This is a genomic window from Microbacterium sp. RU33B (genome assembly GCF_900155915.1).
Classification (GTDB): Bacteria; Actinomycetota; Actinomycetes; order Actinomycetales; family Microbacteriaceae; genus Microbacterium.
In genome coordinates this window covers 415561-441713 of the sequence record NZ_FTPO01000003.1, presented here as the reverse complement: position 1 = coordinate 441713, position 26153 = coordinate 415561, and the positions used below count along the sequence as shown (strand labels likewise).

The following is a 26153-nucleotide window of genomic DNA, read 5'->3' as shown; positions in this document are numbered from 1 at the left end:
TCACGCGCTCTCGAAGTACGCGAAGTCTCCGGACGCGGCGGCGTTGACGGCCTGCGTCTGGATCGTCTGCAGCATCTCGTCGCTCGCGGTCGCGTAGCTGTTGCCGACGGTCGTCACCCCCACCAGACACGCGGTGATCCTGTTGCCGATGCTCTGGATGGTCGGCGACTCGAGTTCGAGGAACTCGGCGACCGCCGTGGCGACCGCGGGCGCGGGTGCCGCGCCCAACGCGCCGACGTCGGTGTTGAGCGCGTCGACGTCGATGCCGTCCGAGAGCTCGGTGGCCTCTGTCTTGACCGCGGTCAGGATGGTCTTGACCGCGTCGAACTGGATGTCGAACCCCATGCCGTCCCCCTTTCTCAGCGCGAAGGTCGGGCCGCAGCCTCACCGCACGCGGTGGGCCGTGACCCTCGTCGTCTGTCTACGCGATCGCGTCGACGGCCGCCTTCGCCTTGGAGAGAGCCGACTGCGCCGTAGCGTCGTTGTCGGTCATCGCCTGCTTGAGCGCCTGCACGATGCTCTTCGTGTTCTCGGAGATCGTGGTCCAGCGCTGCTCCTTCGCGAGGTAGGTCGCGTCGGCGCCGTCGATGATGGCGTCGGCCATGGCGGTCTTCACCTGCTTGTCGCGCTCGGCGATGAGCTGCTCGAGGCGAGTGGCCACGGCGATGAAGTTGGTCTGCGCGGACTGCGAGTCGTTGATGTCGAATGCGACGCGGTCTGACTGAGGCATGTTCTCGTTCCTTCGGGTCTCGTGGACGACGGGTTCAGACGGCGCGACCGGAGAAGCCGGTGTAATCCTGGCTGCCGTCGATGGTGCGGGTGGCGTCGGCCTGCTCCTGCACGCCCTGCTGCACCGAGGTGTCCATGCCGACCGACCCCTGCAGGATCGCTCCGAGCGCACGGTTGATCTCGCTGGCGAGTCCGCGGGCGTTCGCCTGGAAGAGATCGAAGACCGCGCGCGCCGGGCCCTGGAAGGACTTCTCGACGGGCTCGGACGCCTGGGCCAGCTGCATGATGAGCGCGCCGAGGTTGTCGGTCTGCACCGAGGTCTGCTTGTTGAGAACGCTCAGCGTGTCGGCGCCCATGTCGAACTTCGTTGCCATGATTCCCCCTCATCGGCGGCAGAGGCCCCGATGGACCCCTGCGGATCGGCGACGCGGATGTCGTGCGGCGCGTCGATCCGTGTCGAGCGTAGGCAACGGTCGCGATGAGCGCCAAGTCGGTGAGGGAATACTAATTTTATCCCCGGTCGCGCGGCAGGATCGATCTCACAGGACGATGAGCAGGAGCGCCGCGCTGATGCTGAGCACGACCATCGTGCCGACGATGATCTCCCGGTTGACGCGCGGCGGCGGAACCGAGCGCGGACCGGCGGCACGCGGGCCCAGCTGGTCGATGCGGCGCGAGATCGTGTCGGCGATGACGGTCGCGGGCGTGCGCTCGCGGAACGCGTCGAGTCGCAGGGCATCCACCCCCTTGATCGGCACGATGGAATCGCCGTACGCGTCCTTCGCCCGCTGCGCCCTCCAGAAGAAGCTGACTCCGCTCCCCGGAGCTGCCACGGGGATGTAGGTGCGGTGATCGGCCGTGCGGATCGTGAGCTTGGAGCCGGCGGTGATCTCGACGACCGCGGTGAGCGGGATCTCGACCGTGGAGAAGCTGTTGCGCACCGTGATCCCCCGCTCGTCGAGCCGGAGGAACGGGTACCCCCACATCACCCAGGCGATCCAGGCTCCCGCCGCCACGAGAGGGAGGAAGGATGCCGCGTCCCGCGACGGGACGAACAGGGCCGCCAGGAGCGCGACCGCCGTGGCCGACACGCCGACGATCGTCGTCGCACGCGCCGTCGGATATCGGTAGACGAGAGGACCGCCGGCCATGCCTCAGAGTAACCGAGGCACAGCCGGCGTACGGCTCACTTCTTCTTCTCGCCCGCCCGACGCTGAGCGCGGTTCTGCGGTGCGGCGGCGGGGGCCGCCGCGGCATCCGTGCGCTGTCCGAAGGCGCCGCGCGGCGCCTCCTGCGGCTCGGCGGGAGCAGCGGATGCCGCGGTCGCGGCCTGGCGGAGCTTGTCTGTCGCCGCCCGCTGCACCTGGCCGCGGTCGTTGCGCACCTCGACCTCGCCGGCGTCGTTCGCGGCGGAGTACTGCAGACGCTGCGCTTCGACAGCGGGCGCGGCGAGACCCTTGGCCTCGACCTCTGCGGCTTCTCCGTCGGCGCGGCGCACCTCGACCTCGAGGTTGTACAGGTAGCCGACCGACTCCTCCTTGATCTGCCCCATCATCGACTGGAACATCTGGTACCCCTCGCGCTGGTACTCGATGAGCGGGTCGCGCTGGGCCATCGCGCGCAGGCCGATGCCGTCCTTGAGGTAGTCCATCTCGTAGAGGTGGTCGCGCCACCGGCGGTCGAGCACCTGCAGCACGACGCGACGCTCGAGCTCGCGCGTGGCGGCCTCGCCGAGCGTCTGCTCGCGCTTCTGGTAGGCGATCTTGGCGTCCGAGAGGATCTCGCGCTTGAGGCCCTCGGGCGTGATGCGGCCCTTCGTGCCGGCCTCCGCGACGACCTCGTCGATGGTCACGCTGACCGGGTACATGGTCTTCAGCTCGGTCCACAGCGCATCGAAGTCCCAGCTCTCGGTGTGGCCCGAGCCGGTGTGGTCGTCGATGACGGCGTTGACGGCATCCTCGATGAAGTGCTGGACGCGATCGGCGATGTCATCGCCCTGGAGCATGTGACGACGGTCGGAGTAGATCGCCTCGCGCTGGCGGTTGAGCACGTCGTCGTACTTGAGGACGTTCTTGCGGATCTCGGCGTTGCGTCCTTCGACCTGCGACTGGGCGCTCTTGATGGCCCGCGACACCATGGTCGACTCGATGGCGACGTCGTCGGGGAAGTTCGTGCGCGCCAGGATCGCCTCGGCGGCGCCGGACTGGAACAGTCGCATGAGGTCGTCGGTGAGCGACAGGTAGAACCGGCTCTCACCGGGGTCGCCCTGACGACCGGAACGACCGCGGAGCTGGTTGTCGATGCGACGCGACTCGTGCCGCTCCGTGCCCAGCACGTACAGTCCGCCGGCGGCCACGACCTGGGCGGCCTCCTCGGCGACGACGTCGCGGGTGGCCTGGTATACGGCATCCCACTCGGCCTCGTACTCCTCCGGCGTCTCGACGGGATCGAGGCCCTTGGCCTTCATCTCCTGCACGGCGAGGAACTCGGAGTTGCCGCCGAGCATGACGTCGGTGCCTCGACCGGCCATGTTCGTGGCGACGGTGACGGCGCCGAGGCGGCCGGCGCGGGCGACGATCTCGGCCTCGCGCGCGTGGTTCTTCGCGTTGAGGACCTCGTGCTTGATGCCCTTCTTCGCCAGCAGGCGCGAGAGGTACTCGCTCTTCTCGACGCTGACCGTGCCCACGAGCACCGGCTGACCGGACTTGTGGCGCTCGACGATGTCTTCGACGACCTGCGCGAACTTGGCCTGCTCGTTCTTGTACACGAGGTCGGCCTGGTCCTTGCGGATCATGGGCTTGTTGGTGGGGATCGGGACCACGCCGAGCTTGTAGGTCGACATGAACTCGGCCGCCTCGGTCTCGGCGGTACCGGTCATGCCCGAGAGCTTGTCGTAGAGGCGGAAGTAGTTCTGCAGCGTGACGGTGGCGAGGGTCTGGTTCTCGGCCTTGACCGGCACCGCCTCCTTGGCCTCGATGGCCTGGTGGATGCCCTCGTTGTAGCGGCGTCCGACGAGGATGCGGCCGGTGTGCTCGTCGACGATCATGACCTCGTCGTTCATCACGACGTAGTCGGTGTCGCGCTTGAACAGGGCCAGCGCCTTGATCGAGTTGTTGAGGAACGAGATGAGAGGAGTGTTGGCCGACTCGTAGAGGTTGTCGATGCCGAGGTAGTCCTCGACCTTCTCGATGCCGGGTTCGAGCACGCCGATCGTGCGCTTCTTCTCGTCGACCTCGTAGTCGACGCCGGGCTCGAGGGTCTTCGCGATCTTCGCGAACTCGACGAACCAGCGGTTGGCCTCGCCCGACGACGGTCCCGAGATGATCAGCGGCGTGCGGGCCTCGTCGATGAGGATCGAGTCGACCTCGTCGACGATGGCGAAGAAGTGCTCGCGCTGCACGAGGTCCTCCTTGCGCCACGCCATGTTGTCGCGGAGGTAGTCGAAGCCGAACTCGTTGTTCGTGCCGTAGGTGATGTCGGCGTTGTACTGCTCGCGACGCACCTCGGGGGTCTGCCCGGCCACGATGGTGCCGGTCGACATCCCGAGCGCCCGGTACACGCGGCCCATGAGATCGGCCTGATAGCTCGCGAGGAAGTCGTTGACCGTGATGACGTGGACGCCCTTGCCGGCGATCGCGTTGAGGTAGACGGCGAAGGTCGCTGTCAGGGTCTTGCCCTCACCGGTCTTCATCTCGGCGATGTTCCCGAGGTGCAGGGCCGCTCCGCCCATGACCTGCACGTCGTACGGGCGCTGTCCGATCGTGCGCTTGGCCGCCTCGCGGACGGCGGCGAACGCCTCGGGCATCAGCTGGTCGAGCGTCGCACCGGCCTCGTGGCGGGCGCGCAGCTCGACGGTCTCGTTGCGCAGCTCGTCGTCGGTGAGCTGGGCGTAGTCCTCTTCGAGGGCGTTGACAGCCTTCACGACCTGCTGCAGACGCCGGAGGATGCGACCCTCGCCGGCGCGGAGCAGTTTCTCGAGAGGATTGGCCACGGAGTGTCTCCATCTGTCAGGGGCGGCGCTGCGAGCGCCGTGCCGTCCGCGCGCGCAGAAGCGCACCGGCTACGGGCATACCTCACACATGTTATCCGCCCGTGACCTTGGAACGCGCTGTGTCCGCTGGAGGAGGAAGCCCGCCTCCCCTGCGGGGCCCCGCGCGGCGACGAGAAGACATACCGGGTATGCATATACTCGGTAATCACTTATCCGGATCTCGTCAGGAGTCCCATGTCGGTACGGCAGAGTCTGCTCGCGATCCTCGACCAGGGCGCGTGCTACGGCTACCAGCTGCGGGCGGAGTTCGACCGCAGGACCGGATCGACCTGGCCGCTGAACGTCGGGCAGATCTACAACACGCTCGACAGGCTCGAACGCGACGGACTGGTCGCGAAGGGCGATGTCGACGAGCAGGGCCACGTCTACTGGCGGATCACGGATGCCGGACGCGCCGACGTCGCCGCGTGGCTCGCCGCCCCCGTCCGACGAGGCCCGGGCACACGGGACGAGCTCGCGATCAAGCTCGCCGTCGCGGCGACGCTCCCCGGCGTCGACGTGGCGGAGGTCATCGGCACGCAGCGTGCGACGTCGGTCGCGACGCTCGAACGACTCCGCCGCGCACGCGGCGATGACGACGCGGACGCCGCCGACCTGGCCCGCTCGCTGGTCGCGGATTCGATGATCTTCGCGGCAGAGGCCGAGGTGCGGTGGCTCGACCACACCGCGCACCGGCTCTCGCAGCATCCGCTGCAGGAGCGGAGCCTTCCGCTGTCGACGGACCGCCCCCGGCGCGGGCGGCCGGCCGCGGCATCCGTCGCCTCCGCGTGACACCGGAGCCTCTCGCGGCGGGCGGAGAGGCATCCTGTCGCCTCCCAGGCGGTACGCACTAACCTGAAGCGTGACTTCCCACGATGCCCCCGTCGATGTCGAGGCTCCCGTCGAGCCCGCCGCGATGACGTTCGCCGACCTCGGACTGGGCGAACACGTCCTCAAGGCCCTGCGCGACGTCGGATACGAGACGCCGTCCGCGATCCAGGCGGCGACCATCCCGACCCTCCTCGCGGGGCGGGACGTCGTGGGTCTCGCACAGACCGGAACCGGCAAGACCGCCGCGTTCGCACTGCCGATCCTCGACCGGCTCGACGTGACGCAGAAGACCCCGCAGGCCCTGGTGCTCGCACCCACGCGCGAGCTCGCACTGCAGGTCTGCGAGGCGTTCGAGAAGTACGCGTCCCACGTGAAGGGGGTCCACGTGCTCCCCGTCTACGGCGGTCAGGGATACGGCGTGCAGCTGTCCGCCCTCCGCCGCGGCGTGCACGTGATCGTCGGCACGCCCGGTCGCATCATGGACCACCTCGACAAGGGCACGCTCGACCTGTCCGAGCTGAAGTACCTCGTGCTCGACGAGGCCGACGAGATGCTCAAGATGGGCTTCGCCGAGGATGTCGAGACGATCCTCGCCGACACCCCCGCCACCAAGCAGGTGGCCCTCTTCTCCGCGACGATGCCGGCCGCGATCCGTCGCATGTCGAAGCAGTACCTCCACGACCCCGAGGAGATCACGGTCAAGGCCAAGACCACGACCTCGGCGACGATCTCCCAGCGCTACCTGATCGTGCAGTGGCAGCAGAAGATCGATGCGCTGACCCGCATCCTCGAAGTCGAGAACTTCGAAGGCATGATCGTCTTCGCGCGCACCAAGAGCGCCACCGAGGAGGTCGCCGAGAAGCTCCGTGCGCGCGGGTACTCCGCCGCCGCCATCAACGGCGACATCGCCCAGGTGCAGCGGGAGCGCACCGTCAACCAGCTGAAGTCGGGCAAGCTCGACATCCTGGTGGCGACGGATGTCGCGGCCCGCGGCCTCGACGTCGAGCGCATCTCGCACGTCGTCAACTTCGACATCCCCACCGACCCGGAGTCGTACGTGCACCGCATCGGCCGCACCGGCCGCGCCGGACGCTCGGGCGACGCGATCAGCTTCGTCACTCCGCGCGAGCGGGGACTCATCACCTCGATCGAGCGCGCCACGCGCCAGCCGCTGACGCAGATGCAGCTTCCGAGCGTCGACGAGGTCAACGTCACGCGACTCGCCCGCTTCGACGACCGCATCACCGAGGCGCTCGGCGACACGGCACGGATCGAGCGGTTCCGCGACATCATCGCGCACTACGTCGAGCACAACGACGTTCCCGAGGTCGATGTCGCCGCCGCCCTCGCCGTCGTGGCCCAGGGCGAGTCGCCGCTGCTGCTCGAGCCGGATGCCGAGCCGGAGCGCCGCCCGCACGAGGAGCGCGGTCCGCGATCCTCCACGTCCGATCGCGGTGCCCGCGGCGACGGCGACCGCGGCGAGCGCCGCCCGCGGTCGGGCAACGGCCGGTTCGCGACCTACCGCATCGCCGTCGGCAAGCGCCACCGTGTCGAGCCCCGCCAGATCGTCGGCGCCCTGGCCAACGAGGGCGGCTTCAGCCGCGGCGACTTCGGATCGATCCAGATCCGCCCCGACTTCTCGCTCGTCGAACTGCCGGCGAACCTCCCGCAGGAATCGCTCGACCGCCTCGCCGACACGCGGATCTCGGGGCGCCTGATCGAGATCCGACCCGACACCGGCGCTCCCCAGCGCCGGTCGTTCGACGACCGGCCGCCGCAGGGCGACCGCGCGTCCCGCAAGCCCCGCCACGGCACCTCCCGGGACTGAGACCCTGGCGGGCGTGATCGCTCACGGCGCACTCCGCGCACAGCGCCCTCCGAGCAGCAGTCCATAGGATCGATGCATGGCTGGCTTTTGGGGCAATCGCAAGAAGGAGCGCGAGGATCTCGCGGTCCAGGACGCCGATCTCGCTCGACGCGCGCAGAAGGCGCTCGTCGCGGCGGATGAGCGCATCCGCGTGACGACGGACGAACTCGCCTTCGCCGACGCGGAACTGGGTCCCGGCCCCACGAAGGATCTGCGCGACGCCCTCGCGGCCGTCAAGGAGCACATGGGCGAGGCGTTCCACCTCCACCAGCTCAACCACGACGAGATCCCCGACACCGACGAGGAGCTGCGCACCCGCAACGCCCGCATCGTGCAGCTGTGCGAGTGGGCCGAGCAGCTGCTCGACGATCGCACCGAGGCCCTCGCCGAGCCGATCGCCCGGGCGCGCCGCGCTCCCGAGATCCTCGAAGCGGTGCGACGGGATGCCGCGCGCTGGCGCGAGCGCATCCCCACCGCCCGTGACACCCTCACGCGCCTGGCCGCCCGCTATTCACCCGAAGCGCTCACGCAGGTTTCGTCGAACCCGGCCGAGGCCGAGCAGCTCCTCGGCTTCGCCGAGCACAGCGCAGGCGTGTCGGAGCGGCGGCGCGACGCCGGACAGCGCGACCAGGCCAACCTCGCGCTCGAGGCTGCGACGGAGTCCGTGCGCCGGGCCGAAGCGCTCCTCGACGCCGTCGAGAACTACGAGATCGAGGCGCTCAAGGCGGAGTCCACGCTCGCCGCGATCATCGTCGACTCCCGCAACGACCTCGTCGAGGCCAAGGACGTGCCCCAGACTCCGGCCGTCGTCGAGGCCGCGACGGCCCTGCGCGCCGCTCTCGCCGCGCTGCCGGCGGGCGGAGTCAACACCGACCCGTTCACACATCTCACCCGGCTGCGCGAAGCGAACACCGCCCTCGACACGGCGCGCGAGCACGCCTCCCGCCCCGTCATCCCCGTCGAGCACGTGCGCCACGCGATCGACGACGCCGACCAGCAGCTCGCGATCGCCCGCGACGTGCTCGCCGGGCACCGGGGCTGGATCGGCGCCGACGCGCGCACCCGCCTCGCCGAGGCGGAGCGCGTCCGCTCCGACCTCGATGCCTTCCTCGGCCAGCGCGCCTCGATGGGCGGATCGACGGTTCCGGAGGAGAAGCGCGAGGAGGCGATCACACGGGCACGGCGGGTGGCGTTCCTCGCGAACGAGTGCCTGCAGCTCGCGCAGCGCGACATCGACGCGTCCCGCCCGCAGCAGGGCGGCGGAGACTGGGGCGGCGGTCAGGGCTGGGGCGGTCGCGGCGGGCGCGGCAACGACGGCGGTGGCAACGGCCTCATGGGAGGCATCCTCGGCGGCCTCGTGATCGGCTCGCTCCTGGACGGCATGTTCGACTGACATCGCGCTCCCTTTGGCAGAACGACGGATGCCCCGACCCACGCGGGTCGGGGCATCCGGAGTCTGCGATCAGGACGCGAGTTCGGCGGGGTTCGCCTGGGTCGTGAGGGAGATCACGCCGTAGTCCCAGCCCTTGCGGCGGTACACGACGCTCGGGTGGTCGCTGCGGACGTCGATGAACAGGAAGAAGTCGTGTCCGACCAGTTCCATGCGGTCGACGGCTTCTTCGACCGTCATCCACTCCGGCCCGAACTCCTTCGTGCGGATGACGACGGGCGTGTAGTCCGCTTCGTCTTCGTTGCCCGTGATGATCGGGACCTCGCCGGTCGCGACGGCGCGCAGCACCTCGACGGATGCCGGTGTCACGTCGATTCCCGAGAGCGAACCGCTCTCCTTGTCGAGGCGGGCACCCCGGGGGTGGTTGCGCGCGTCGATGCGCTTGTCCTTCGCGCGACGCACCTGCTCCGCGAGCTTGTCGACGGCCAGATCGAGGGCCGTGAACTTGTCGCCGTCGGTCGCCTCGGCGCGGATGATCGGACCCTTGCCGGTGAGCGTGAGCTCGACCGTATCGTCCTCTATCCGCCCGTTGTGATAGGCCCGGTGCGTCACTTTCACGTCGAGGCCCTGCGCACGCGGCGCGAGAGTCGCGATCCGAGTGGACTTCTCGTCAACCACCGAACGGAAGCGATCCGTGATGCCCACTCCCACGCCGACGATGTTGGTATCCATCCCTGACCTCCTTGTTCCGGTCCGCCCGGTCAAGGGCGGACCATCAGTCGCCTTGTGCTCTCCACGCTAGTGGTCGCACGCCCCAGATACACCTGGCAGTTTCACATGTGTCACCGATACGTCACCCGGGTGCGCTACCGCCTCGGCGCGACGGCGTCGCCGCGACGACCGCGGCGCCCACGACGACCGCTCCGGCTTCCCGCAGGGCGCGTGCGGCCTCCGCGAGCGTCGCGCCCGTGGTCACGACGTCGTCGACCAGCAGGACGCGGCGTCCGGTCGCGTCGCGGGCGCGCAGCGACGCCGCGACATTGCGTCTGCGGGCGTCGCGCGCCAGTCCGCGCTGGTCGGCCGTGGCGCGCACGATGCGCAGGAACGGTGCGGGGCGCAGCCCTGCACGACGCGCGAGGAGGTCGGCGACGCGGTAGCCGCGTCGTCGGAACGCCGCGCGCGCGGTCGGGACGACGACCACCGTGTCGACGTCGCCGACGGCGGCCGCCGCCGCGCGCAGCGCCGGGGCGAGGGCGCGGGCGAGTCCGGTGCGGCCGTCGCCCTTCAACGCCCGGACGACGCGGGCGCACACCCCGTCGAACGACAGACCCGCGTACACGGCGAGTCCGTCCACGTCGCGGCGGACGACGGTCGGCCCGAGAGCGGACATGCACGCGTCGCAGAGAGCAGCGTCCGGGAGGCCGCACCCGGCGCAGTCGACGGGGAGGAGCAGCGCGAGGGCGTCGGCGCACGCCCGCGCGACGAGTGACATGACGGAGTGCTCGGCGGCCATGCCGACGAGCATGCCGCCGAGGCGCGCCGAACCGAGGCATCCGTCACGATCTGCGCGAGGACGGTCCCGGAGGACCCTCTGGGGAGGAGCGCTACTGCGGGAGGCCCTGCTGCGTCGCCAGCACGCGGATGTCGGAGGCGGTGCGCTGCCAGTTGGCCCCACGCTTGATCAGCAGGCCGCCGTCGCTCGTGCGCAGCCGCACCGGCGACGTCGTGTTGCCTCCGGCGATCGAGGTCGCGTTGGATTCGCCGGTCGTGGAGATCGCCGGGCCTCCCACCGTCTGCTCGAGCACCCGCGACTCCTCGCCGGTGACCGCGAGCACGCCCAGCGTCACGTCGTCGATCCACGCGATGCCCTGCCCGACGCCCGGCGCCCAGCCGACGAGGAGCGCGACGTCGCTCAGGCTCTGCGGCACGCCGTCGGCGTCGCGCACGATGCCGGCGATCCAGGCCGACGTGCGCCCGCCGCTCGTGACGAGCGCGGCGATGCGGGCGCCGTCGTGCGACACCGACATCGCGGTGAGCTGGGTGGCGGTGGGGAAGGCGTTGAGGATGTCGACGCGCGTGCCGTCCGGCCCGAAGGCGGACAGATCGGATGGGGCGGTGTGCGGCGCACTCCACACGAAGCCGAACGGGTCGATCGAAGGGTCCACGAGGCCCGTGCGCACATCGAGCGCGACGAAGCCCTCCTCCGCGGTGACGCGTCCCACCTCACCGCCGGCGAGACGCACAGCGGCGGCGTCGCGCTCAGGCGAGGTCTGGATGGCGACCGCCGCGAGGGAGACCATGGTCTCCGACAGGCCCTCCACGGGGGTGAGCTCCTCCCCTGCGAGGAATCCGAATCCGGTATCCGTGAGCACGAGCGGCAGCGCGGCGACCCGTGTCGAGCGGGTCTCGACCTCCTGCGCCTCGACGAGGGTCCGGTCGACCGACATCTGCACGCCGCCGACGCCGGCGGAGGCGAGGCTCGCGACGAGCTGGGTCTGCATGCGGTCGCGCGTGACGGAGTCGGCCTCGAGCGCGAGCGGGGTGAGCTCGACCTGCGCCACGCCGTCGAGGAGCGGGACCGATCGCTGAGCGAGCGCGGCCCCTTCGGGGAACGCCGACGTCACCGACTGCGCGAGCCACGGGCTGGGTTCGCCCTCGACCAGCGCTTCGGCGATCTGCGCCCGCACGTTCGACCTCGTGAACCACCGCACATCCGGCACGAGGTACGTCCAGGTGGGATCGAAGTACTGCAGCGAGTACGGGCGGAACACCGTGGGGAACTGGTTGCTGTCGAGCACGATGCCGTCGGGGGCCTGCGTGATGCGCCACTCGCCCTCGACCTGCTCGAGCTCGAACGTGAGTCGGCTCGTCCCGGCATCCGACGGACCGTAGGCGCCCGCGGCGTCGACGACCGCGACGGGAGCGATCGTCAGCTCGACATGGCCGCCGTCGTCCATGACGATCGGCGCTGAGCGCTCCCCCGGGGCGTCGATCGTGACGCTCACCTGAGGGTCCCACTCGGTGCCCGGGGCGAGGAACTCGCGTGCGACGCTCCAGGTCTGGAGCGTCCCGGGGCCCGAGCCGGCACGGAGGAAGCCGTTGACGATCTGCTCGGGGGTCGCTCCGGGCTGCGGGCTGTCGGGGCGGACGGCGAAGTCCGGGCCGCCCGCGCTGTCACCGGGCTCGAGGCCGTTCTGGACCTGGCCGGTCACGGGGAATCCCGCGCAGCCGGTGAGCGCGAGCACGCCTGCCACGATCACGACCAGGACTCCGCGCATGCGCTTCATGAGCGGGCCCCCCTCTTCGAGATCGTACGCGGGAGCTCGATGGGCTGGGTGAGGTCTAGCGCGCCGACGCCGGAGACGTCATCCTGACCCGGGTCGACCGGGATCGGCGACGGCGCCGTCAGCACGCCACCGTGGCGGGGCAGCGTCAGCACGAAATGCGATCCGCGGCCCACCTCCGACCACACCGCCAGCTCGCCGCCGTGGAGACGCGCGTCGCCGAGCGCGATCGAGAGGCCCAGACCCGTGCCGCCGAGGGTGCGCTTGCGCGACGGATCGGCGCGCCAGAAGCGGTCGAACACGCGCTCGGCGTCTCCCGGCCGCATCCCGAGGCCGAAGTCGCGGACGCCGATCGCCACGGCCTGCTGGTCGCTGTCGACGGTCACGACGATGGGACGGCCCTCGCCGTGCTCGATCGCGTTGCCGAGCAGATTGCGCACGATGCGCCGTACGCGCCGGGGGTCCATGTCGACGGGGGAATATCCCCCGGGAGCGACGACCCGCACGTCGGTGCCGTGCTGCTCCGCGACCTGCTGCATCGAGGCCACGACGTCTTCGGCGAGGTGCGCGAGACTCGTCGGCTCGAGCTCGAGCTGCACCGAACCCGCGTCGTAGCGGCTGATCTCGAGCAGGTCGGTGAGCAGGGTCTCGAACCGCTGCACCTGGGCTTGGAGGAGCTCTGCGGCCCGCGCCGTCGCGGGGTCGAAGTCGTCACGCTGGTCGTTGATCATGTCGGAGGCGAGACGGATCGTCGTCAGCGGCGTGCGGAGTTCGTGCGAGACATCCGACACGAACCGCTGCTGCACGAGCGACAGCTCGGCGAGCTCCTTGATCTGCGACTCGATGCTGCCGGCCATCGCGTTGAACGAGCGACCCAGGGTGGCGAGCTCATCCTCGCCCCGCACGGGAAGGCGCACGCCGAGCTGGCCGGCCGCCAGGCGCGCGCTGGTGTCGGCCGCCTCGCCGATCGGTCGCGTGACGGAGCGGAGCACGAACCACGCGATCCCGCCGATGAGCAGCACCAGACCGATCCCCACCACCCACAGAGTGCCCTGCACGAACGCGAGCGTCTGCGAGGACGCGTCGAGGTCGTAGGCGATGTAGAGCGCGTACGCGCCGACATCCGGCACGTCGAGCTGCTGGCCGACCAGGATGCCGGGGCGCTCCCCCGTCGCCCCGGCGAGATCGACGGACTGCCAGTACTGCTTCGTCGCGCCCTGCTCGCTCTCCACCGCGTCGCGCAGCCCGTCGGAGATGAGCGACTCGTCGAGGGAGTAGACATCCTGCGGGGCGATCTGCGACGGCGACCGGTCGATGCGGAACGCGGCGATCAGGTCGCTCTCGGACTGCTGCCCGATGATCTGCTGCACGCCGCTCCACAGGATCTGCAGCTGCACGGCGTCACCCTCGACGGCGGCCGCGTCGAGCGTGGCCTGGGCGGCCTGCGTCGCCTGCTGCGCGTCGCGCTCGACCTGGCTCAGGCGCGACTCGAACAGGTCGTTGTGGATCGCGAGGGCCATCCACGCGCAGGCCACCATGATCGCGAACGCCGAGAGGGTGACGGTCACCACGATCGTCCGGAAGCGCAGTGAGCGCCGCCACAGCGCCGCGACGTTCCCCGGCCAGGTGCGCCAGTCGCGCCATCCGGTCAGAGGGGTGCGGACGGCGCCGGTCGCGGTGCGCGCGTCGGCCACGGCATCCTCAGACGACGGCGCCGGCGCGGTAGCCGACGCCGCGCACCGTCGTCACGATCTTGGGGTTGTCGGGGTCGAGCTCGACCTTGGCCCGGAGCCGCTGCACGTGCACGTTGACCAGGCGCGTGTCGGCCTTGTAGTGGTAGCCCCACACCTGCTCGAGCAGCATCTCGCGGGAGAACACCTGCTGCGGCTTGGAGGCGAGCGCGACGAGCAGTTCGAACTCGAGCGGCGTCAAGGCGATGACGGCGTCGGCGCGGCGGACTTCGTGAGCTGCCACGTCGACCGTGAGGTCGCCGATGCGGAGGACGTCGTTCGCCGTCTGCGTGGCGGGTCGCATGCGCGTGCGGATGCGGGCGACGAGCTCCTTCGGATTGAAGGGCTTGACGATGTAGTCGTCTGCTCCGGATTCGAGTCCCTTGACGACGTCGGCCGTGTCGGTGCGCGCGGTCAGCATGATGATCGGGACCCCCGACTCCGTGCGGATGCGGGTGCAGATCTCGATGCCGTCCATCCCCGGGAGCATGAGGTCGAGCAGCACGAGATCGGGGCGCTCCGTGCGCCAGACGTCGACGGCCTGCGCGCCGTCGGCGCAGAAGACGGTGTCGAATCCCTCCGTACGGAGCACGATGCCGATCATCTCGGCGAGCGCGGTGTCATCGTCGACCACCAGGATGCGTGAAGTCATGGGCAGCGGGTTCGTCCTTCTTGCTCCGGCCACAGGCGAGGCGTGCGCGTGCGCATCGCCCCCAGTGGCGCTCACCACACAGTAGTCGACGTGGCTGAGGACGAGCCGAACCGCGCGGGAGGCGTGTGACACGATAGGAGGACGGCACCGCTCGACGTGACGGAGGACCAGTGACGTATCCGGCCTGGACGCCGGCATCCCGACCAGGGATCATCCCGCTCCACCCGCTCACCTTCGGCACGATCCTGGGCCGCTCGTTCGCGGCGCTGCGTCAGAACCCCCGGGTCCTCCTCGGATTCGCTATGGGCGTTCAGGTGATCGCCTACACCGCCCTGTTCGTCGTGGTCGGGCTCGTGGCGTGGTCGACCTTCTCCCGCCTCGACACGCTGCGCGAAGGCACCGACGAGTTCGACGCGGTCCTGACCGGCTCGATCGTCCTGACGGCGGGCGCCGCCTTCGTGCTCTCCCTCGCCCTCGGCGCCCTCAGCGCGATCGTGCAGGGCATCGTGGTGCGGGACGTCTCGCACGCGGCCCTCGCCGAGAAGCTGCCGCTGCGCGAGCTGTGGCGGCGGTTCCGTCCCGTCGCCTGGCGGCTCATCGGCTACTCGTTCCTGCTGGTGCTCGTCGTGCTGCTGATCGTCGCCGCCGTCGCGGCGGGGGTCTTCGCGATCGGCACCGCCGCTCTCCCGATCGCGATCGGGATGACGGTGTTCCTCGTGCTCGGATCCTTCCCTCTGTACTTCTGGCTGTCGACGAAGCTGCTCCTCGTCCCCTCCGCGATCGTGCTGGAGGGCGCCACCATCCGTCAGGCGATCGCCCGGTCGTGGCGCCTGACCCGCGGACGATTCTGGGCCGCGCTCGGGGTCATCGTCATCATCTCCGTCGTCTTCAGCGCGCTCGGCCAGGTCGTGAACCTGCCGTTCTCGTTCCTCACCTCCGGGCTGACGACGATCATCACGCCCACGGGTGATCCCGACGCCCAGGCCTGGATCGCCATCATCATCGCCGGAGTGGCCGCTCAGGCCCTGCTCCTGGTGGTGCAGAGCGTCGCGCTCGTCGTGCAGAGCACGGCGGCCGCCCTGGTCTACATCGACTGCCGGATGCGCCACGAAGGCCTCGACCTCGATCTGCTGCAGTACGTGGAGCGACGGGATGCCGGGGCCCCCGATCTCGCCGATCCGTACACCGTCGGCATCGGCCGCGTGCTCGCTCCGCGACCGCCGATGCCCGTGGGCTATCCGATGGCCGGAGCGGCCTCCGCGGCGCAGGGCTACCCGCCGCCCTCCCCGGGGTATGCGATGCCCGGACCGGGGTATCCGATGCCCGGACCGGGGTATCCGCAGGGCGCCCCGTACCCGCAGCCCACGGCCGCCGGGCCGGTGCCCGGATACGCGCCGACGGCCCCTCCGCCGGCGTCGCCCGCGAGCTACCCGCCTCCGACCGGGCCCGCATACGCGCCGGCCGAGGCATCCGTCTCTCCGGCGCCTCCCGCGCCCGCGCCCCAGCCGGCGGCGCCCACCTCCTGGACCGCGCCCGGCGCGCCGGACAGCGGCGACCCGGAGTCGCCGTGGCGTTGACCCGCCTGTTCGGCGCGCGCCTCGCCGACGCGGGACCCCCGCTGACGCCGGACGGCGACGACGCACGCCGCTGGGCCGAGGAGGAGCTCGCCAAGAGCGCCTACGACATCGCGGAGCCCTCGCCGTTCGACATCGCCGCGCGGGCCGTGCGCGACTTCATCGTCTCGCTGTTCACCGGCGACGTCCCGGAGGGCCTCGGCCGCACGATGGTCATCATCGCCGCGATCGTCGTGGCCGTGCTCATCGTCGTGGCGATCCTGGTCTGGGGGCTGCCGCGCCGGTCGGTCCGCTCCCGAGGCGTCGTCGGCGAGCTGTTCGGCGACGTCGAGGACCGGTCCGCGGCGCAGCTGCGTACAGACGCCGCATCTAAGGCCGCGGCCGGGGACTGGGATGCCGCGATCGTGCTCCGCTTCCGCGCCCTCGCCCGCGGCGTCGCCGAGCGCGGCATCGTCGACACGCCCCCCGGGGCGACCGTCCATGCGTTCGCGCGCGCCGCCGGCCGGCCGTTCCCCGCATCGGCGGAGGAGCTCGAGTCCGCCGCTGCGGCGTTCGACGACGTGCGCTACCTGCGGCGGCCCGGCACGGCCGACCTCTATGCGCGCGTCGCGGCCGTCGACGACGCCCTCGCCGCGGCGCGCCCCGTGCAGCGACAGGCGGTGGCGGCGTGAGCGCCGTCGCCGAAGTCCGCACGACCCGCGGCCGACGTGTCGGGGCCTGGGTCTGCATCGGCGCGGTCGTGCTGATCGTCGCCGTCCTGGGCACCCTCCTCGCCGGCGGCACGTGGGCGCAGCGCGATGCGCTCGACCCCGACTCGTACGGGCCGACGGGGGCGCGCGGCGTCGTCGAGCTGCTGCGCGGCCAGGGGGTCGAGGTGGTGGTGGCGAAGGATCGGATGTCTGCTGCATCCGCCCTCGCCTCGGCGGACGCGACGCTGGCGCTGCCCGACGCACCCGCCCTCTCGGACGACGCGATCTCCGAGCTGGCGGAAGGCGCGGCCGATGTCGTGCTGCTCGACCCGCGCAGCCGCACCCTGCGACTCCTGCTCCCCGGCTCCGTGCTCGCGGGATCCGGCACGGACGACCCGGTCGATCCTGCGTGCGACCTGGCCGAAGCCGAGAGGTCGGGCGCGATCGCGCCCGGCGCCCTGTTCGAGCCGAGCGGCGCCGACGGGATCACGGCCTGCTACGACGGCGGCGACGGGTGGGGGCTGCTCGTCCGGAGCGAGGGCGAGATGCGCCGCACGGCCGTCGACGGCTTCACGCTGTTCACCAACGAGTCCCTCGCAGAGAACGGCAACGCGGCGCTCGCGCTCAACCTGCTCGGGCGTCACGCGACGGTCGTCTGGTACGTCCCGAGTGTCGCCGACTCGGACCTGACGGGCGCACCGACCCTCGGCGAGCTGACTCCGCCGTGGGTCAGTCCCGTCATCGTCCTGCTCCTCGCGACCGCGGTCGCCGCCGGCATCTGGCGCGGGCGGCGCTTCGGCCCCCTCGTCGCCGAGCGTCTTCCCGTCACCGTGCGGGCGTCGGAGACGACCGAGGGCCGAGCCCGCCTCTACGCGCGGTCGCAGGATGCACTGCACGCGGCCGATCAGCTGCGCATCGGCGCACTCGGCCGCATCGCGCGCCGCCTCGCGCTCGGCCCCGCCGCGTCGGCCACCGAGATCGCGGATGCCGCGGCGGCCCGCACCGGCTGGGACCGGGCGCGCGTGCACGACATCCTGCTCGACGACCTTCCGGCCACCGCCGCGCAGCTCGTCGCGCTCCACGAGGCCCTTCGCACCCTGGAGGCGGCCGTGCACCAGGCGACCCGCCCCTCCCCCGAGGCCGACCGCGCATGACACCGCGGCCTCATCCCCGACCCACGCCCTGACGAACGAGGAGCACCCCATGACCCATCCGGACGACGCCGCTCTGCGCGAGGCGATGAATCGCGTCCGCCTCGAGGTCGGCAAGGCCGTCGTCGGCCAGGACGGCACCGTCACCGGGCTCCTGATCGCACTGCTCGCACGCGGCCATGTGCTGCTGGAGGGAGTCCCCGGCGTCGCGAAGACCCTTCTCGTGCGCTCGTTCTCGACGGCGCTCGGCCTCGACACGAAGCGCGTGCAGTTCACACCCGACCTCATGCCCGGCGACGTCTCGGGCTCGCTCGTCTACGACGCGAAGAACGGGGAGTTCGAATTCCGGGAAGGACCGATCTTCACGAACATCGTGCTCGCCGACGAGATCAACCGCACGCCGCCGAAGACGCAGGCGGCGCTCCTGGAGGCGATGGAGGAGCGTCAGGTCTCGACCGACGGCGTGACCCGCCCGCTTCCCGATCCGTTCCTCGTGGCGGCGACGCAGAACCCCATCGAGCACGAGGGCACCTACACACTGCCCGAAGCGCAGCTCGACCGGTTCCTGCTGAAGCTCGTCGTGGATCTGCCTCCGCGCGACGCCGAGCTCGCGGTGCTCCGCCGGCATGCGCAGGGCTTCGATCCCCGCGACCTGGCCGGTGCGGGCCTGGCGCGCGTCGTGACGGCGGAGGAGATCCGCGAGGCCCAGCGGGCCGCGGCATCCGTCTCCGTCGCCGACGACGTGCTCGGCTATGTCGTCGACCTCGCCCAGGCCACGCGGCGGAGCCCGTCGGTCGAACTGGGCGTGTCGCCGCGCGCGACGACCGCGCTGCTCGCCGCCGCCAAGGCCTGGGCGTGGCTGGGGGGATCGCCGGCGATCACGCCCGACCACGTCCAGACGATGGTCGTGCCCACGTGGCGGCACCGCCTGCGGCTGCGGACGGATGCCGAGCTCGAGGGCGTGTCGGTGGATGCCGTGCTCGGCGCGGTGCTGCAGCAGACCCGCGTCCCCATCTGATCCATCCCGCGCACGACATCCGCATCGAGAGGAGCAGGGCATGTACATCACCGGTCGACTCCCGGTGCTCGTGGTGCTCGGCAGCATCCCGGTCGTGCTCCTCTCCCTCGGCGGAGTCGACCCCTGGGTGAGCGCGGTCGGGTGGATCGTGCTGTGCACGGTCCTGGCGCTGGTCGATGCGTGGGCGGCGCCGGATCCGCGCGTGCTCGCGATCGAGCGCACCGTCCCCGCGCGCGCTCTGCTGGGCGAGCACGTCCTGACGACGCTGCGACTGCGCAACACCGGTGCGCGGCGACTGCGCGGACGGGTGCGGGATGCGTGGCAGCCGACGGCCGGAGCGCCCGCCGACCGGCTCGCGATCGACATCCCCGCGGCGGAGGGCCGGGAGCTGCGGATCCCGCTCCTCCCCCGCCGCCGCGGAGAGCTCGCGAGCGCATTCGTGGTCGTGCGCTCGGACGGTCCGGCGCGGCTCGCCGGACGGCAGTCCCGCATCGACGCGCGCGGCGCCGTTCGGGTCCTCCCGCCCTTCACGTCGCGCAAGCACCTCCCGTCCCGTCTCGCCCGGCTCCGCGAACTCGACGGCAACACGAGCGTGCAGGTGCGCGGGCAGGGCACGGAGTTCGACTCCCTCCGCGAGTACGTGCGCGGCGACGACGTGCGCTCGATCGACTGGCGCGCGACGGCGCGCTCCTCGACCACGATGCTGCGCACGTGGCGTCCGGAGCGCGATCGGCACGTCGTCATCGTGATCGACACCGGACGCACGGCGGCGGCACGCGTCGGCGACGGAGTGCGACTGGATGCCGCGATCGAGGCCGCCCTCCTCCTCGCCGCACTCGCGACCCGCGCCGGCGACCACACGCACCTCGTGATGTTCGACCGGGTGGTGCGGGCGCGGGTGACCCGCGTCGACGGACCGTCGCTCCTTCCGGCCCTCGTCGACGCGATGGCTCCCGTCGAGCCTCAGCTCATCGACACCGACTGGGACGCCGCGTTCGCCCAGATCCGCACGCTCACTTCGCGCCCCTCGCTCGTCGTGGTGCTGACCGCGCAGGACGCGCCGGAGGCCGCACGCGGCTTCCTCGGCTCGCTGGCCCGGGTCGCCCGCGGCGCGCACCTGCTCGTCGGGACCGTGACGGATGCCGCGCCCCCCGCCGTCCTGCACCCCGACGCCGACGAGGTCTACCGCGAGGCCGCCGCCGAGCGGGCCGCGCGCGACGCGGCGACGGTCGCAGCCGCGATCGGGCGGGCGGGCGGCGAGGCCATCGCGGATACGCCCGAAGACCTCCCGCCGCGCATCGCCGACCGCTATCTCGCGCTCAAGGCCGCGGGGCGGCTCTGAGCGGGCGCGACAGCGCCCCGGGAACGAGAAACGGCGCCGACACGAGCGGGGGTCCGCCAGGTCGACGCCGTCTCGACGGGATCAGGACTTCGCGGGCAGCTTGTCGTGCGCGTTGAGCACCCGGAAGACGACGGCGGCGACCGCGCCGCCGACGATCGGGGCCAGGAAGTACAGCCAGTAGGAGCCCCACGCGAACTGACCCGTGATGGCGAGCCCGAGCGCGACGGCGGGGTTGAAGCCGCCACCGGAGACGCTGCCGAATCCGACGGCGCCGACGAACACCGTCGAGCCGATGGCCAGGCCGTAGAACGAGTTGTTGGGGTGGTCCTTCGAGGTCGCGACGTTGAGCACGACGTAGACGAGCACGAACGTCCAGAGGGCCTCGACGAGGAACGCCGGTCCGACGTCGACCTGCATCGCGTCGGTCGCCGCGGGGAAGAGCGCGAAGCTCACGAGGGCCGCGAGCGACGCGCCGACGAGCTGAGCGATGATGTAGGTGAGAAGTCCCGTGAGGTCGATGGCGCCGCGGAGCCAGACTCCGACGGAGACGGCCGGGTTCAGGTGCGCGCCCGAGATGTGGCCGGTCGCGAAGACCATGACCATGAGCGCGAAGCCGATCGCCAGCGGTGTCAGATCGCTTCCGCTGTTGACGGCACTGATGATCGCGAAGACGAAGACGAATGTGCCGATCAGCTCGGCGAGTGCACTGCGCAGCGTGCCCGACATGAGGTTTCCTCCTGTAAGAAAGAGACGCGGAGCGGTTCGCGTCGTCATCGAGACCGTAGCGCACCCCCCAGGTGATTCACAGGAACGCACGCCGACCCGGCGAGAACTCGGAGCAACACGGACATGAACGATGCGAAGGCGACGATCGTGCGACCGAGTACGGCGCTCGTGGCGGAGGCGCTCGGAACGTTCCTCCTCGTGCTCGCCGTCATCTCGACGGCGCTCTTCGCCGCAGGCTTCGGGGAGGGCACCGAGTCGGCCAATAAGGGGGTCGGCTTCATCGGCGTCTCCTTCGCAGTCGGACTCGCCCTTGCGGCCGGTGTCTACACGTTCGGCCCGATCTCCGGCGGGCACTTCAACCCGGCGGTCACGGTCGGTCTCGCCGCCGCCGGGCGCTTCCCGTGGAAGGGCGTGGCGGCCTACGTCATCGCCCAGATCATCGGCGCGGCGGTGGCCACGACCCTCATCGTCCTGATCGGCCTCTCGGGCCCTGCCGGCTGGCTGGCCGGCGTGCAGGACAACGGGTTCGCCTCCAACGGATTCGGCGCCCAGTCTCCCAGCGGCTTCGGCATCGGGGCCGCGATCATCGTCGAAGCCCTCTTCACCGCCGTCTTCGTGACGGTGATCCTCGGGGTGACGCACCCGACCCGCGGCAACCGCGCGGCATCCGGGCTCGTGATCGGGCTGACGCTCACCGTCATCCACCTCGCGACGATCCCGATCGACAACACGTCCGTGAATCCGGCGCGATCGATCGCCACCGCCCTCTACGGCGGACCCGACGCCCTCGTGCAGCTGTGGGTGTTCCTGGTGTTCCCCGTCGTCGGCGCACTGATCGCCGGCTTCGCCTACCGCGCGCTCTTCGAGAACGCGAAGACGGCCTGATCCGTCACCCCGAGACGAGGGTGGGCGTCCCGGCTTCGAACTCGGTCAGGTCGCCGGTCTCCCCGTCGCGATGCGCGCGGCGGCCGATGACCAGCATGTAGACGAGGAAGACGCCGAGCGCGAGCGCGCCGAGCACGAGCTTGACGGCCGGATGCCACGGCTGCGGTGTCACGAATCCCTCGACGAGCCCCGCGAGCGCGAGGGCGAACACGAGCCCGACCGCGACGGTTCCGAGCGACCGCCCGGCTGCCGCGAGCGACTCGAGCCGCGACCGCGGACCGGGCGCGACCCACGCCCAGAAGATGTGGAGCCCCGCGGCGCCGGCGACGAAGATGCACGTGAGCTCCAGCATCCCGTGCGGAAGGATCCAGACCAGGAACACGTCGCCGCGCTCGAAGGCCAGCATCACGGCGGCCGCCGTGCCCACGCCGACGGCGTTCTGCACGAGGACCATCACGGGCCAGAACCCGGTGATGCCGAACAGCACGCACTGCGCGGCGATCCAGGCGTTGTTGGTCCAGACGGTGCCCGCGAACACCGCCGCGGGATTCTCGGTGTAGTACTCGGTGAAGCTGTTCTCGGCGTACTGCTCGAGCTCGGCGCGAGGGCCGAGCGAAGCGACCAGGGCCGCGTCGCCCGAGACCCAGAAGGCGACGAGCGCCACCACCCCGACGAATCCGAGGCCGATCGCGAGCGTGGTCCAGCGGAGGCGGTACAGCGCCGCCGGAAGCTGGCGCAGGAAGAACCGCGGAAGCTGCTTCACGACGTTGTCGGGGCCGCTCGTGAGGCGCAGCCTCGCCCGTGCCAGCATCGTCGAGACGTAGTCGCCCTGCACCGTGCTGCCGGCGGATGTCTTGATGTCGGCGAGGTCGGCGGATGCCGAGCGGTAGCGCGTGACGAGCTCGTCGACCTCGCCGCCGGTCAGCCGTCGCGCGGCGCTCAGGGCGTCCAGCCGAGCCCACTCCTCCCGGCGAGCGGCCGTGAGGGCGTCGAGGTCCATGTGATTCACTTTACGCATGGCCGCCGTCGCATCCGTCGTGGAGATCCGCCAGGACGAGGTGCTGACAGGCGAGGCGGTGGCGCTCGACGTCCAGCCGGTCGGCTTCTTCCTGCGCGGGGTCGGCGCGCTGATCGACTTCGTCATCGGCGTCGTGCTGTTCGTCCTCCTCGCCCTGCTCTCGAACTGGCTCGTCGCGAACGGCGTCATCGATGCGGGCTTCCAGCGGGCCCTCGTCATCGTCGTGCTGGTGGTCGTCATGGTCGTGATCCCGACCGTCGTGGAGACCGTGTCGCGGGGGCGGAGCCTCGGCAAGCTCGCCGTCGGCGGCCGCATCGTGCGCGCCGACGGCGGGGCATCCGGATTCCGTCAGGCTCTCCTGCGGGCTCTCGCGGGCATCCTGGAGATCTGGCTCACCCTCGGGGCGGTCGCCGCCCTCGTGGGCGCCTTCACGCCGCGTTCGCAGCGGCTCGGCGACCTTCTCGCCGGCACGTATTCGGAGCGCACGCGCACCCCCCGCCTTCCCGATCCGGCTCCGGGCGTGCCCGAGATCCTGGTCGGCTGGGCGGAGATCGCGGATGTCGGCCGGCTGCCCGATCGCCTGGCCCGGCGCACGGCGCAGTTCGCCCAGAATGCCGGACGCATGGCACCGCCGGCGCGCGCCCGCATCGCGGCGTCGCTCGCCGCCGAGGTCGCCCCGCACGTCTCGCCCCTGCCGCAGGTCGAGCCCGAAGTGCTGCTGCGCGCGGTCGTGGCCGTGCGCCGCGACCGGGAGCTGCGCGCGATCGTGCTCGAGACGGAGCGCGTGGCGGCGCTCACCGCAGGCGAGGCCGCCGGCCCCCGGGGCTTCCCCGCGCGCTGACCGCCGCCGTCAGTACCGGTAGTGGTCGAGCTTGTACGGCCCCTCCACCGGCACGCCGATGTAGGCGGCCTGCTCGGGGCTGAGCGTGGTGAGCTCCACCCCCAGGGCGGCGAGGTGGAGCCGCGCGACCTTCTCGTCGAGCGCCTTCGGCAGCACGTAGACCTCGGTCGGGTACGCCTCGATGTTCGTGAAGAGCTCGAGCTGCGCGAGAACCTGGTTCGTGAACGACGCGCTCATGACGAAGGACGGATGCCCCGTGGCGTTGCCGAGATTCATGAGCCGGCCCTCGGAGAGGACGAGGATGCTGCGTCCGGTCGGCAGGCGCCATTCGTGCACCTGCGGCTTGATCTCGACCTTCGACGCTCCGGGGAGCGCCTCCAGGCTCGCCATGTCGATCTCGTTGTCGAAGTGGCCGACGTTGCCGACGATCGCGAGGTGCTTGAGGGCCAGCAGGTGGTCGACGGTCACGACGTCCTTGTTGCCCGTGCCGGTGATGACGATGTCGACCTGCTCGGCGACGTCGCTCAGACGCGCCACCTGGTAGCCGTCCATCGCGGCCTGGAGCGCGCAGATCGGGTCGATCTCGCCCACGATGACGCGGGCGCCCTGGCCGCGGAGCGCCTCCGCGGCGCCCTTGCCGACATCGCCGTAGCCGACGACGAACGCGACCTTGCCGCCCATCAGGACGTCGGTCGCGCGGTTGAGCCCATCGGGCAGGGAGTGGCGGATGCCGTACTTGTTGTCGAACTTCGACTTGGTGACCGAGTCGTTGACGTTGATCGCCGGGAACAGCAGGTCTCCCGCTGCCGCGAGCTCGTACAGGCGGTGCACGCCTGTCGTGGTCTCCTCGGTGACGCCGATGACGTCCTTCGCCATGCGGGTGAAGCGCTGCGGATCGCGGGCGAGGCTCGCCCGCAGCGTGTCGAGCACGATGCGGTATTCCTCGTTGTCGCCGGCCGCGGCGTCGGGAACGGCACCGGATGCCTCGAACTCGACGCCCTTGTGCAGGAGCATCGTCGCGTCGCCGCCGTCGTCGAGGATCAGATTGGGCCCGTCGAAGCCCTCCGCCGACCAGTCGAAGATCCGGTCGGCCAGACGCCAGTACTCGGCGAGTGTCTCGCCCTTCCAGGCGAAGACGGGCGAGCCCTGCGGGGCATCCACGCTGCCGTGCGCGCCGACCACGATCGCCGCGGCGGCCTCGTCCTGCGTGGAGAAGATGTTGCAGCTCGCCCAGCGCACCTGAGCGCCCAGCGCCGTGAGCGTCTCGATGAGGACGGCGGTCTGCACCGTCATGTGCAGCGATCCGGCGATGCGCGCACCCTTCAGCGGCTGCGTGGGACCGAACTCCTCGCGCAGGGCCATGAGCCCGGGCATCTCGTTCTCGGCGAGGCGGATCTGGTGGCGGCCCGCCTCGGCGAGGGCGAGGTCGGCGACCTCGAACTCGAGGACACGGGTGTCGGCGACGGGCGTCTGGGTGAGCATCCGCCCATTCTCCCACGGAGCGGGAGGACCGGTCCTCCGCTCAGATGCGGAGCGTCTCGTGCCGCACGACGACCCACCCCTGGGGAACCGACAGACGGTCGGTGTGGATCGCGCAGAGGTCGTGGGCGTGCGGATCGGGCGCCAAGCCGAGGGGGCCGACGGCCGCCATCTGGTCGCCGTAATCGTAGGTGAGGGTCGTGACGGCCTCGCGGGCGCAGCCCACCTTCGAACAGAGTCTGTCGCGCATCTGCCTCACGCTAGTCGCGGTCGGCGACACCCTCCGGATGCCGCGCCGCACCCCGCCCGCTCCGGCATCCGGCCCGATTCGCCGTCACGGACTTCGCCGTCAAGGATGTAGGAGACACGCCGCACGACGCGGTTCCAACCGGACCCCGCGCGGCGGGTCACCTACATCTCCGACGTGAGATTGTGCACGGTGCCGCGCGCACCGCGCTCGCCTAGGATCGGAGCATGGCGTGGCGGAAGGCGAAGGCGACGGCGCAGCCCCTGCGTCGGCCCTCCCGGCACGGGCGCCACGGGCGCGAGAACCGCAGTCCGGTCGTGCGTCCGCCCCTCCCCCCGCTCGACACGCGCGTCGACCGGTTCGATCTCGCGGTCGGCACGGCGGCGGAGTTCCTGCGCTCCGCGTGGGAGGAGCTCCGGGACGTCAGCTTCGAGATCGGCGACATGCCCCCCGCGACGGATGCCGAGGGCATCCCCCGCTGGCAGGTGCTGGCAGACCAGAAGCGCATCATCCTCTGGCGCATCCCGATCGAGCGGCTCAGCCACCTGCACCGCAACGACGATCTGCACCACAGGATGATGGTCGAGAGCTGCGTCTTCCGCGCTGCGGCGGAGTACCTCGACCGCGACCCCTGGGACCTCGGTCCGGAGCGCTTCCGGTACTTCTGACC

At 71.0% G+C, this 26153-nt stretch carries 25 protein-coding genes; 11 read left to right on the top strand and 14 right to left on the bottom strand.

Annotated elements, in window-relative coordinates:
- The 5 genes from B0B14_RS15385 to secA all read right to left on the bottom strand — a co-directional run bounded on the left by B0B14_RS15385 (position 1) and on the right by secA (position 4720).
- Positions 1–345 carry a DUF6507 family protein gene (locus tag B0B14_RS15385; protein WP_076683439.1) on the bottom strand — a complete coding sequence of 115 codons (345 nt, stop codon included), beginning with the start codon at positions 343–345 and terminating at the stop codon, positions 1–3.
- Positions 346–421: 76 nt separating this feature from the next.
- Positions 422–730 (bottom strand): pore-forming ESAT-6 family protein, encoded by a 309-nt coding sequence (locus tag B0B14_RS15380; RefSeq protein ID WP_076683437.1) that lies wholly within the window; start codon positions 728–730, stop codon positions 422–424.
- 34 nt (positions 731–764) lie between these two features.
- Positions 765–1103: a hypothetical protein gene (locus B0B14_RS15375; protein WP_076683435.1), complete on the bottom strand. Its 339-nt coding sequence runs from the start codon at positions 1101–1103 to the stop codon at positions 765–767.
- A 165-nt stretch (positions 1104–1268) separates the two neighbouring features.
- On the bottom strand, positions 1269–1880 hold the full coding sequence (locus B0B14_RS15370; RefSeq protein ID WP_076683433.1) for a hypothetical protein: 612 nt from the start codon (positions 1878–1880) through the stop codon (positions 1269–1271).
- A gap of 35 nt (positions 1881–1915) precedes the next feature.
- On the bottom strand, positions 1916–4720 hold the full coding sequence (secA, locus tag B0B14_RS15365) for a preprotein translocase subunit SecA (protein ID WP_076683431.1): 2805 nt from the start codon (positions 4718–4720) through the stop codon (positions 1916–1918).
- Between the two features lie 234 nt (positions 4721–4954).
- Between secA and B0B14_RS15360 the strand changes: the two genes are divergently transcribed.
- The 3 genes from B0B14_RS15360 (at position 4955) to B0B14_RS15350 (ending at position 8850) form a co-directional block, all read left to right on the top strand.
- Positions 4955–5551 carry a PadR family transcriptional regulator gene (locus B0B14_RS15360; RefSeq protein ID WP_076683428.1) on the top strand — a complete coding sequence of 199 codons (597 nt, stop codon included), beginning with the start codon at positions 4955–4957 and terminating at the stop codon, positions 5549–5551.
- A gap of 124 nt (positions 5552–5675) precedes the next feature.
- Positions 5676–7418, top strand: coding sequence for a DEAD/DEAH box helicase (locus tag B0B14_RS15355; RefSeq protein WP_076683680.1), 1743 nt, complete (start codon positions 5676–5678; stop codon positions 7416–7418).
- Positions 7419–7494: 76 nt separating this feature from the next.
- Positions 7495–8850 (top strand): hypothetical protein, encoded by a 1356-nt coding sequence (locus B0B14_RS15350; RefSeq protein ID WP_076683426.1) that lies wholly within the window; start codon positions 7495–7497, stop codon positions 8848–8850.
- 69 nt (positions 8851–8919) lie between these two features.
- Here B0B14_RS15350 and hpf read toward each other — a convergent pair whose 3' ends face one another.
- The 5 genes from hpf to mtrA form a co-directional block, all read right to left on the bottom strand.
- Positions 8920–9579, bottom strand: coding sequence for a ribosome hibernation-promoting factor, HPF/YfiA family (gene hpf / locus B0B14_RS15345; RefSeq protein ID WP_076683424.1), 660 nt, complete (start codon positions 9577–9579; stop codon positions 8920–8922).
- A gap of 121 nt (positions 9580–9700) precedes the next feature.
- Positions 9701–10360 (bottom strand): ComF family protein, encoded by a 660-nt coding sequence (locus tag B0B14_RS15340; RefSeq protein ID WP_076683678.1) that lies wholly within the window; start codon positions 10358–10360, stop codon positions 9701–9703.
- 91 nt (positions 10361–10451) lie between these two features.
- Positions 10452–12134, bottom strand: a complete 1683-nt coding sequence (locus B0B14_RS15335; RefSeq protein ID WP_076683422.1) for an LpqB family beta-propeller domain-containing protein — start codon at positions 12132–12134, stop codon at positions 10452–10454.
- Positions 12131–13825 (bottom strand): MtrAB system histidine kinase MtrB, encoded by a 1695-nt coding sequence (gene mtrB / locus B0B14_RS15330; RefSeq protein WP_076683420.1) that lies wholly within the window; start codon positions 13823–13825, stop codon positions 12131–12133. Before mtrB ends, B0B14_RS15335 begins: the two co-directional genes overlap by 4 nt.
- A 7-nt stretch (positions 13826–13832) precedes the next feature.
- Positions 13833–14513 carry an MtrAB system response regulator MtrA gene (gene mtrA / locus B0B14_RS15325; RefSeq protein WP_076683418.1) on the bottom strand — a complete coding sequence of 227 codons (681 nt, stop codon included), beginning with the start codon at positions 14511–14513 and terminating at the stop codon, positions 13833–13835.
- 170 nt (positions 14514–14683) lie between these two features.
- Here mtrA and B0B14_RS15320 point away from each other — a divergent pair, with 170 nt between their 5' ends.
- From B0B14_RS15320 to B0B14_RS15300, 5 genes are read left to right on the top strand one after another with little or no spacing between them, the layout of a single operon-like run.
- Positions 14684–16090: a DUF7847 domain-containing protein gene (locus tag B0B14_RS15320; RefSeq protein WP_076683415.1), complete on the top strand. Its 1407-nt coding sequence runs from the start codon at positions 14684–14686 to the stop codon at positions 16088–16090.
- Positions 16081–16758, top strand: coding sequence for a DUF4129 domain-containing protein (locus tag B0B14_RS15315; RefSeq protein ID WP_083710651.1), 678 nt, complete (start codon positions 16081–16083; stop codon positions 16756–16758). The genes B0B14_RS15320 and B0B14_RS15315 overlap by 10 nt, the downstream gene beginning before the upstream one ends.
- Positions 16755–17930 (top strand): DUF4350 domain-containing protein, encoded by a 1176-nt coding sequence (locus tag B0B14_RS15310; protein WP_076683413.1) that lies wholly within the window; start codon positions 16755–16757, stop codon positions 17928–17930. Before B0B14_RS15315 ends, B0B14_RS15310 begins: the two co-directional genes overlap by 4 nt.
- A gap of 49 nt (positions 17931–17979) precedes the next feature.
- A complete protein-coding gene (locus tag B0B14_RS15305; protein WP_076683411.1) occupies positions 17980–18945 on the top strand; it encodes an AAA family ATPase in 966 nt (321 codons plus the stop codon).
- A 40-nt stretch (positions 18946–18985) separates the two neighbouring features.
- Complete coding sequence (locus B0B14_RS15300; RefSeq protein ID WP_076683409.1) at positions 18986–20287, top strand: DUF58 domain-containing protein; 1302 nt, start codon at positions 18986–18988, stop codon at positions 20285–20287.
- Positions 20288–20368: 81 nt separating this feature from the next.
- Here the strand turns inward: B0B14_RS15300 and B0B14_RS15295 are convergent, their stop codons facing one another.
- The gene (locus B0B14_RS15295; RefSeq protein ID WP_076683407.1) at positions 20369–21013 is read right to left on the bottom strand and encodes an MIP/aquaporin family protein; all 645 of its coding nucleotides are present in this window, start codon (positions 21011–21013) and stop codon (positions 20369–20371) included.
- A 123-nt stretch (positions 21014–21136) separates the two neighbouring features.
- Here B0B14_RS15295 and B0B14_RS15290 point away from each other — a divergent pair, with 123 nt between their 5' ends.
- Positions 21137–21898: an aquaporin gene (locus tag B0B14_RS15290; protein ID WP_076683405.1), complete on the top strand. Its 762-nt coding sequence runs from the start codon at positions 21137–21139 to the stop codon at positions 21896–21898.
- A 4-nt stretch (positions 21899–21902) separates the two neighbouring features.
- Here B0B14_RS15290 and B0B14_RS15285 read toward each other — a convergent pair whose 3' ends face one another.
- Positions 21903–22898: a stage II sporulation protein M gene (locus tag B0B14_RS15285; protein WP_076683403.1), complete on the bottom strand. Its 996-nt coding sequence runs from the start codon at positions 22896–22898 to the stop codon at positions 21903–21905.
- Positions 22899–22914: 16 nt separating this feature from the next.
- Between B0B14_RS15285 and B0B14_RS15280 the strand changes: the two genes are divergently transcribed.
- Entirely contained in the window at positions 22915–23757 is an 843-nt protein-coding gene (locus B0B14_RS15280; RefSeq protein ID WP_076683402.1) for an RDD family protein, read from the top strand.
- Positions 23758–23766: 9 nt separating this feature from the next.
- On the opposite strand, the gene ahcY is transcribed toward B0B14_RS15280, so the two are convergent.
- Positions 23767–25239: an adenosylhomocysteinase gene (ahcY, locus tag B0B14_RS15275; RefSeq protein WP_076683400.1), complete on the bottom strand. Its 1473-nt coding sequence runs from the start codon at positions 25237–25239 to the stop codon at positions 23767–23769.
- 40 nt (positions 25240–25279) lie between these two features.
- Positions 25280–25486, bottom strand: a complete 207-nt coding sequence (locus B0B14_RS15270) for a DUF3499 family protein (RefSeq protein ID WP_076683674.1) — start codon at positions 25484–25486, stop codon at positions 25280–25282.
- Positions 25487–25710: 224 nt separating this feature from the next.
- On the opposite strand from B0B14_RS15270, the gene B0B14_RS15265 reads away from it, so the two are divergent.
- Positions 25711–26151, top strand: a complete 441-nt coding sequence (locus tag B0B14_RS15265) for a metallopeptidase family protein (RefSeq protein ID WP_076683398.1) — start codon at positions 25711–25713, stop codon at positions 26149–26151.
- The last annotated feature ends 2 nt before the right edge of the window (positions 26152–26153 follow it).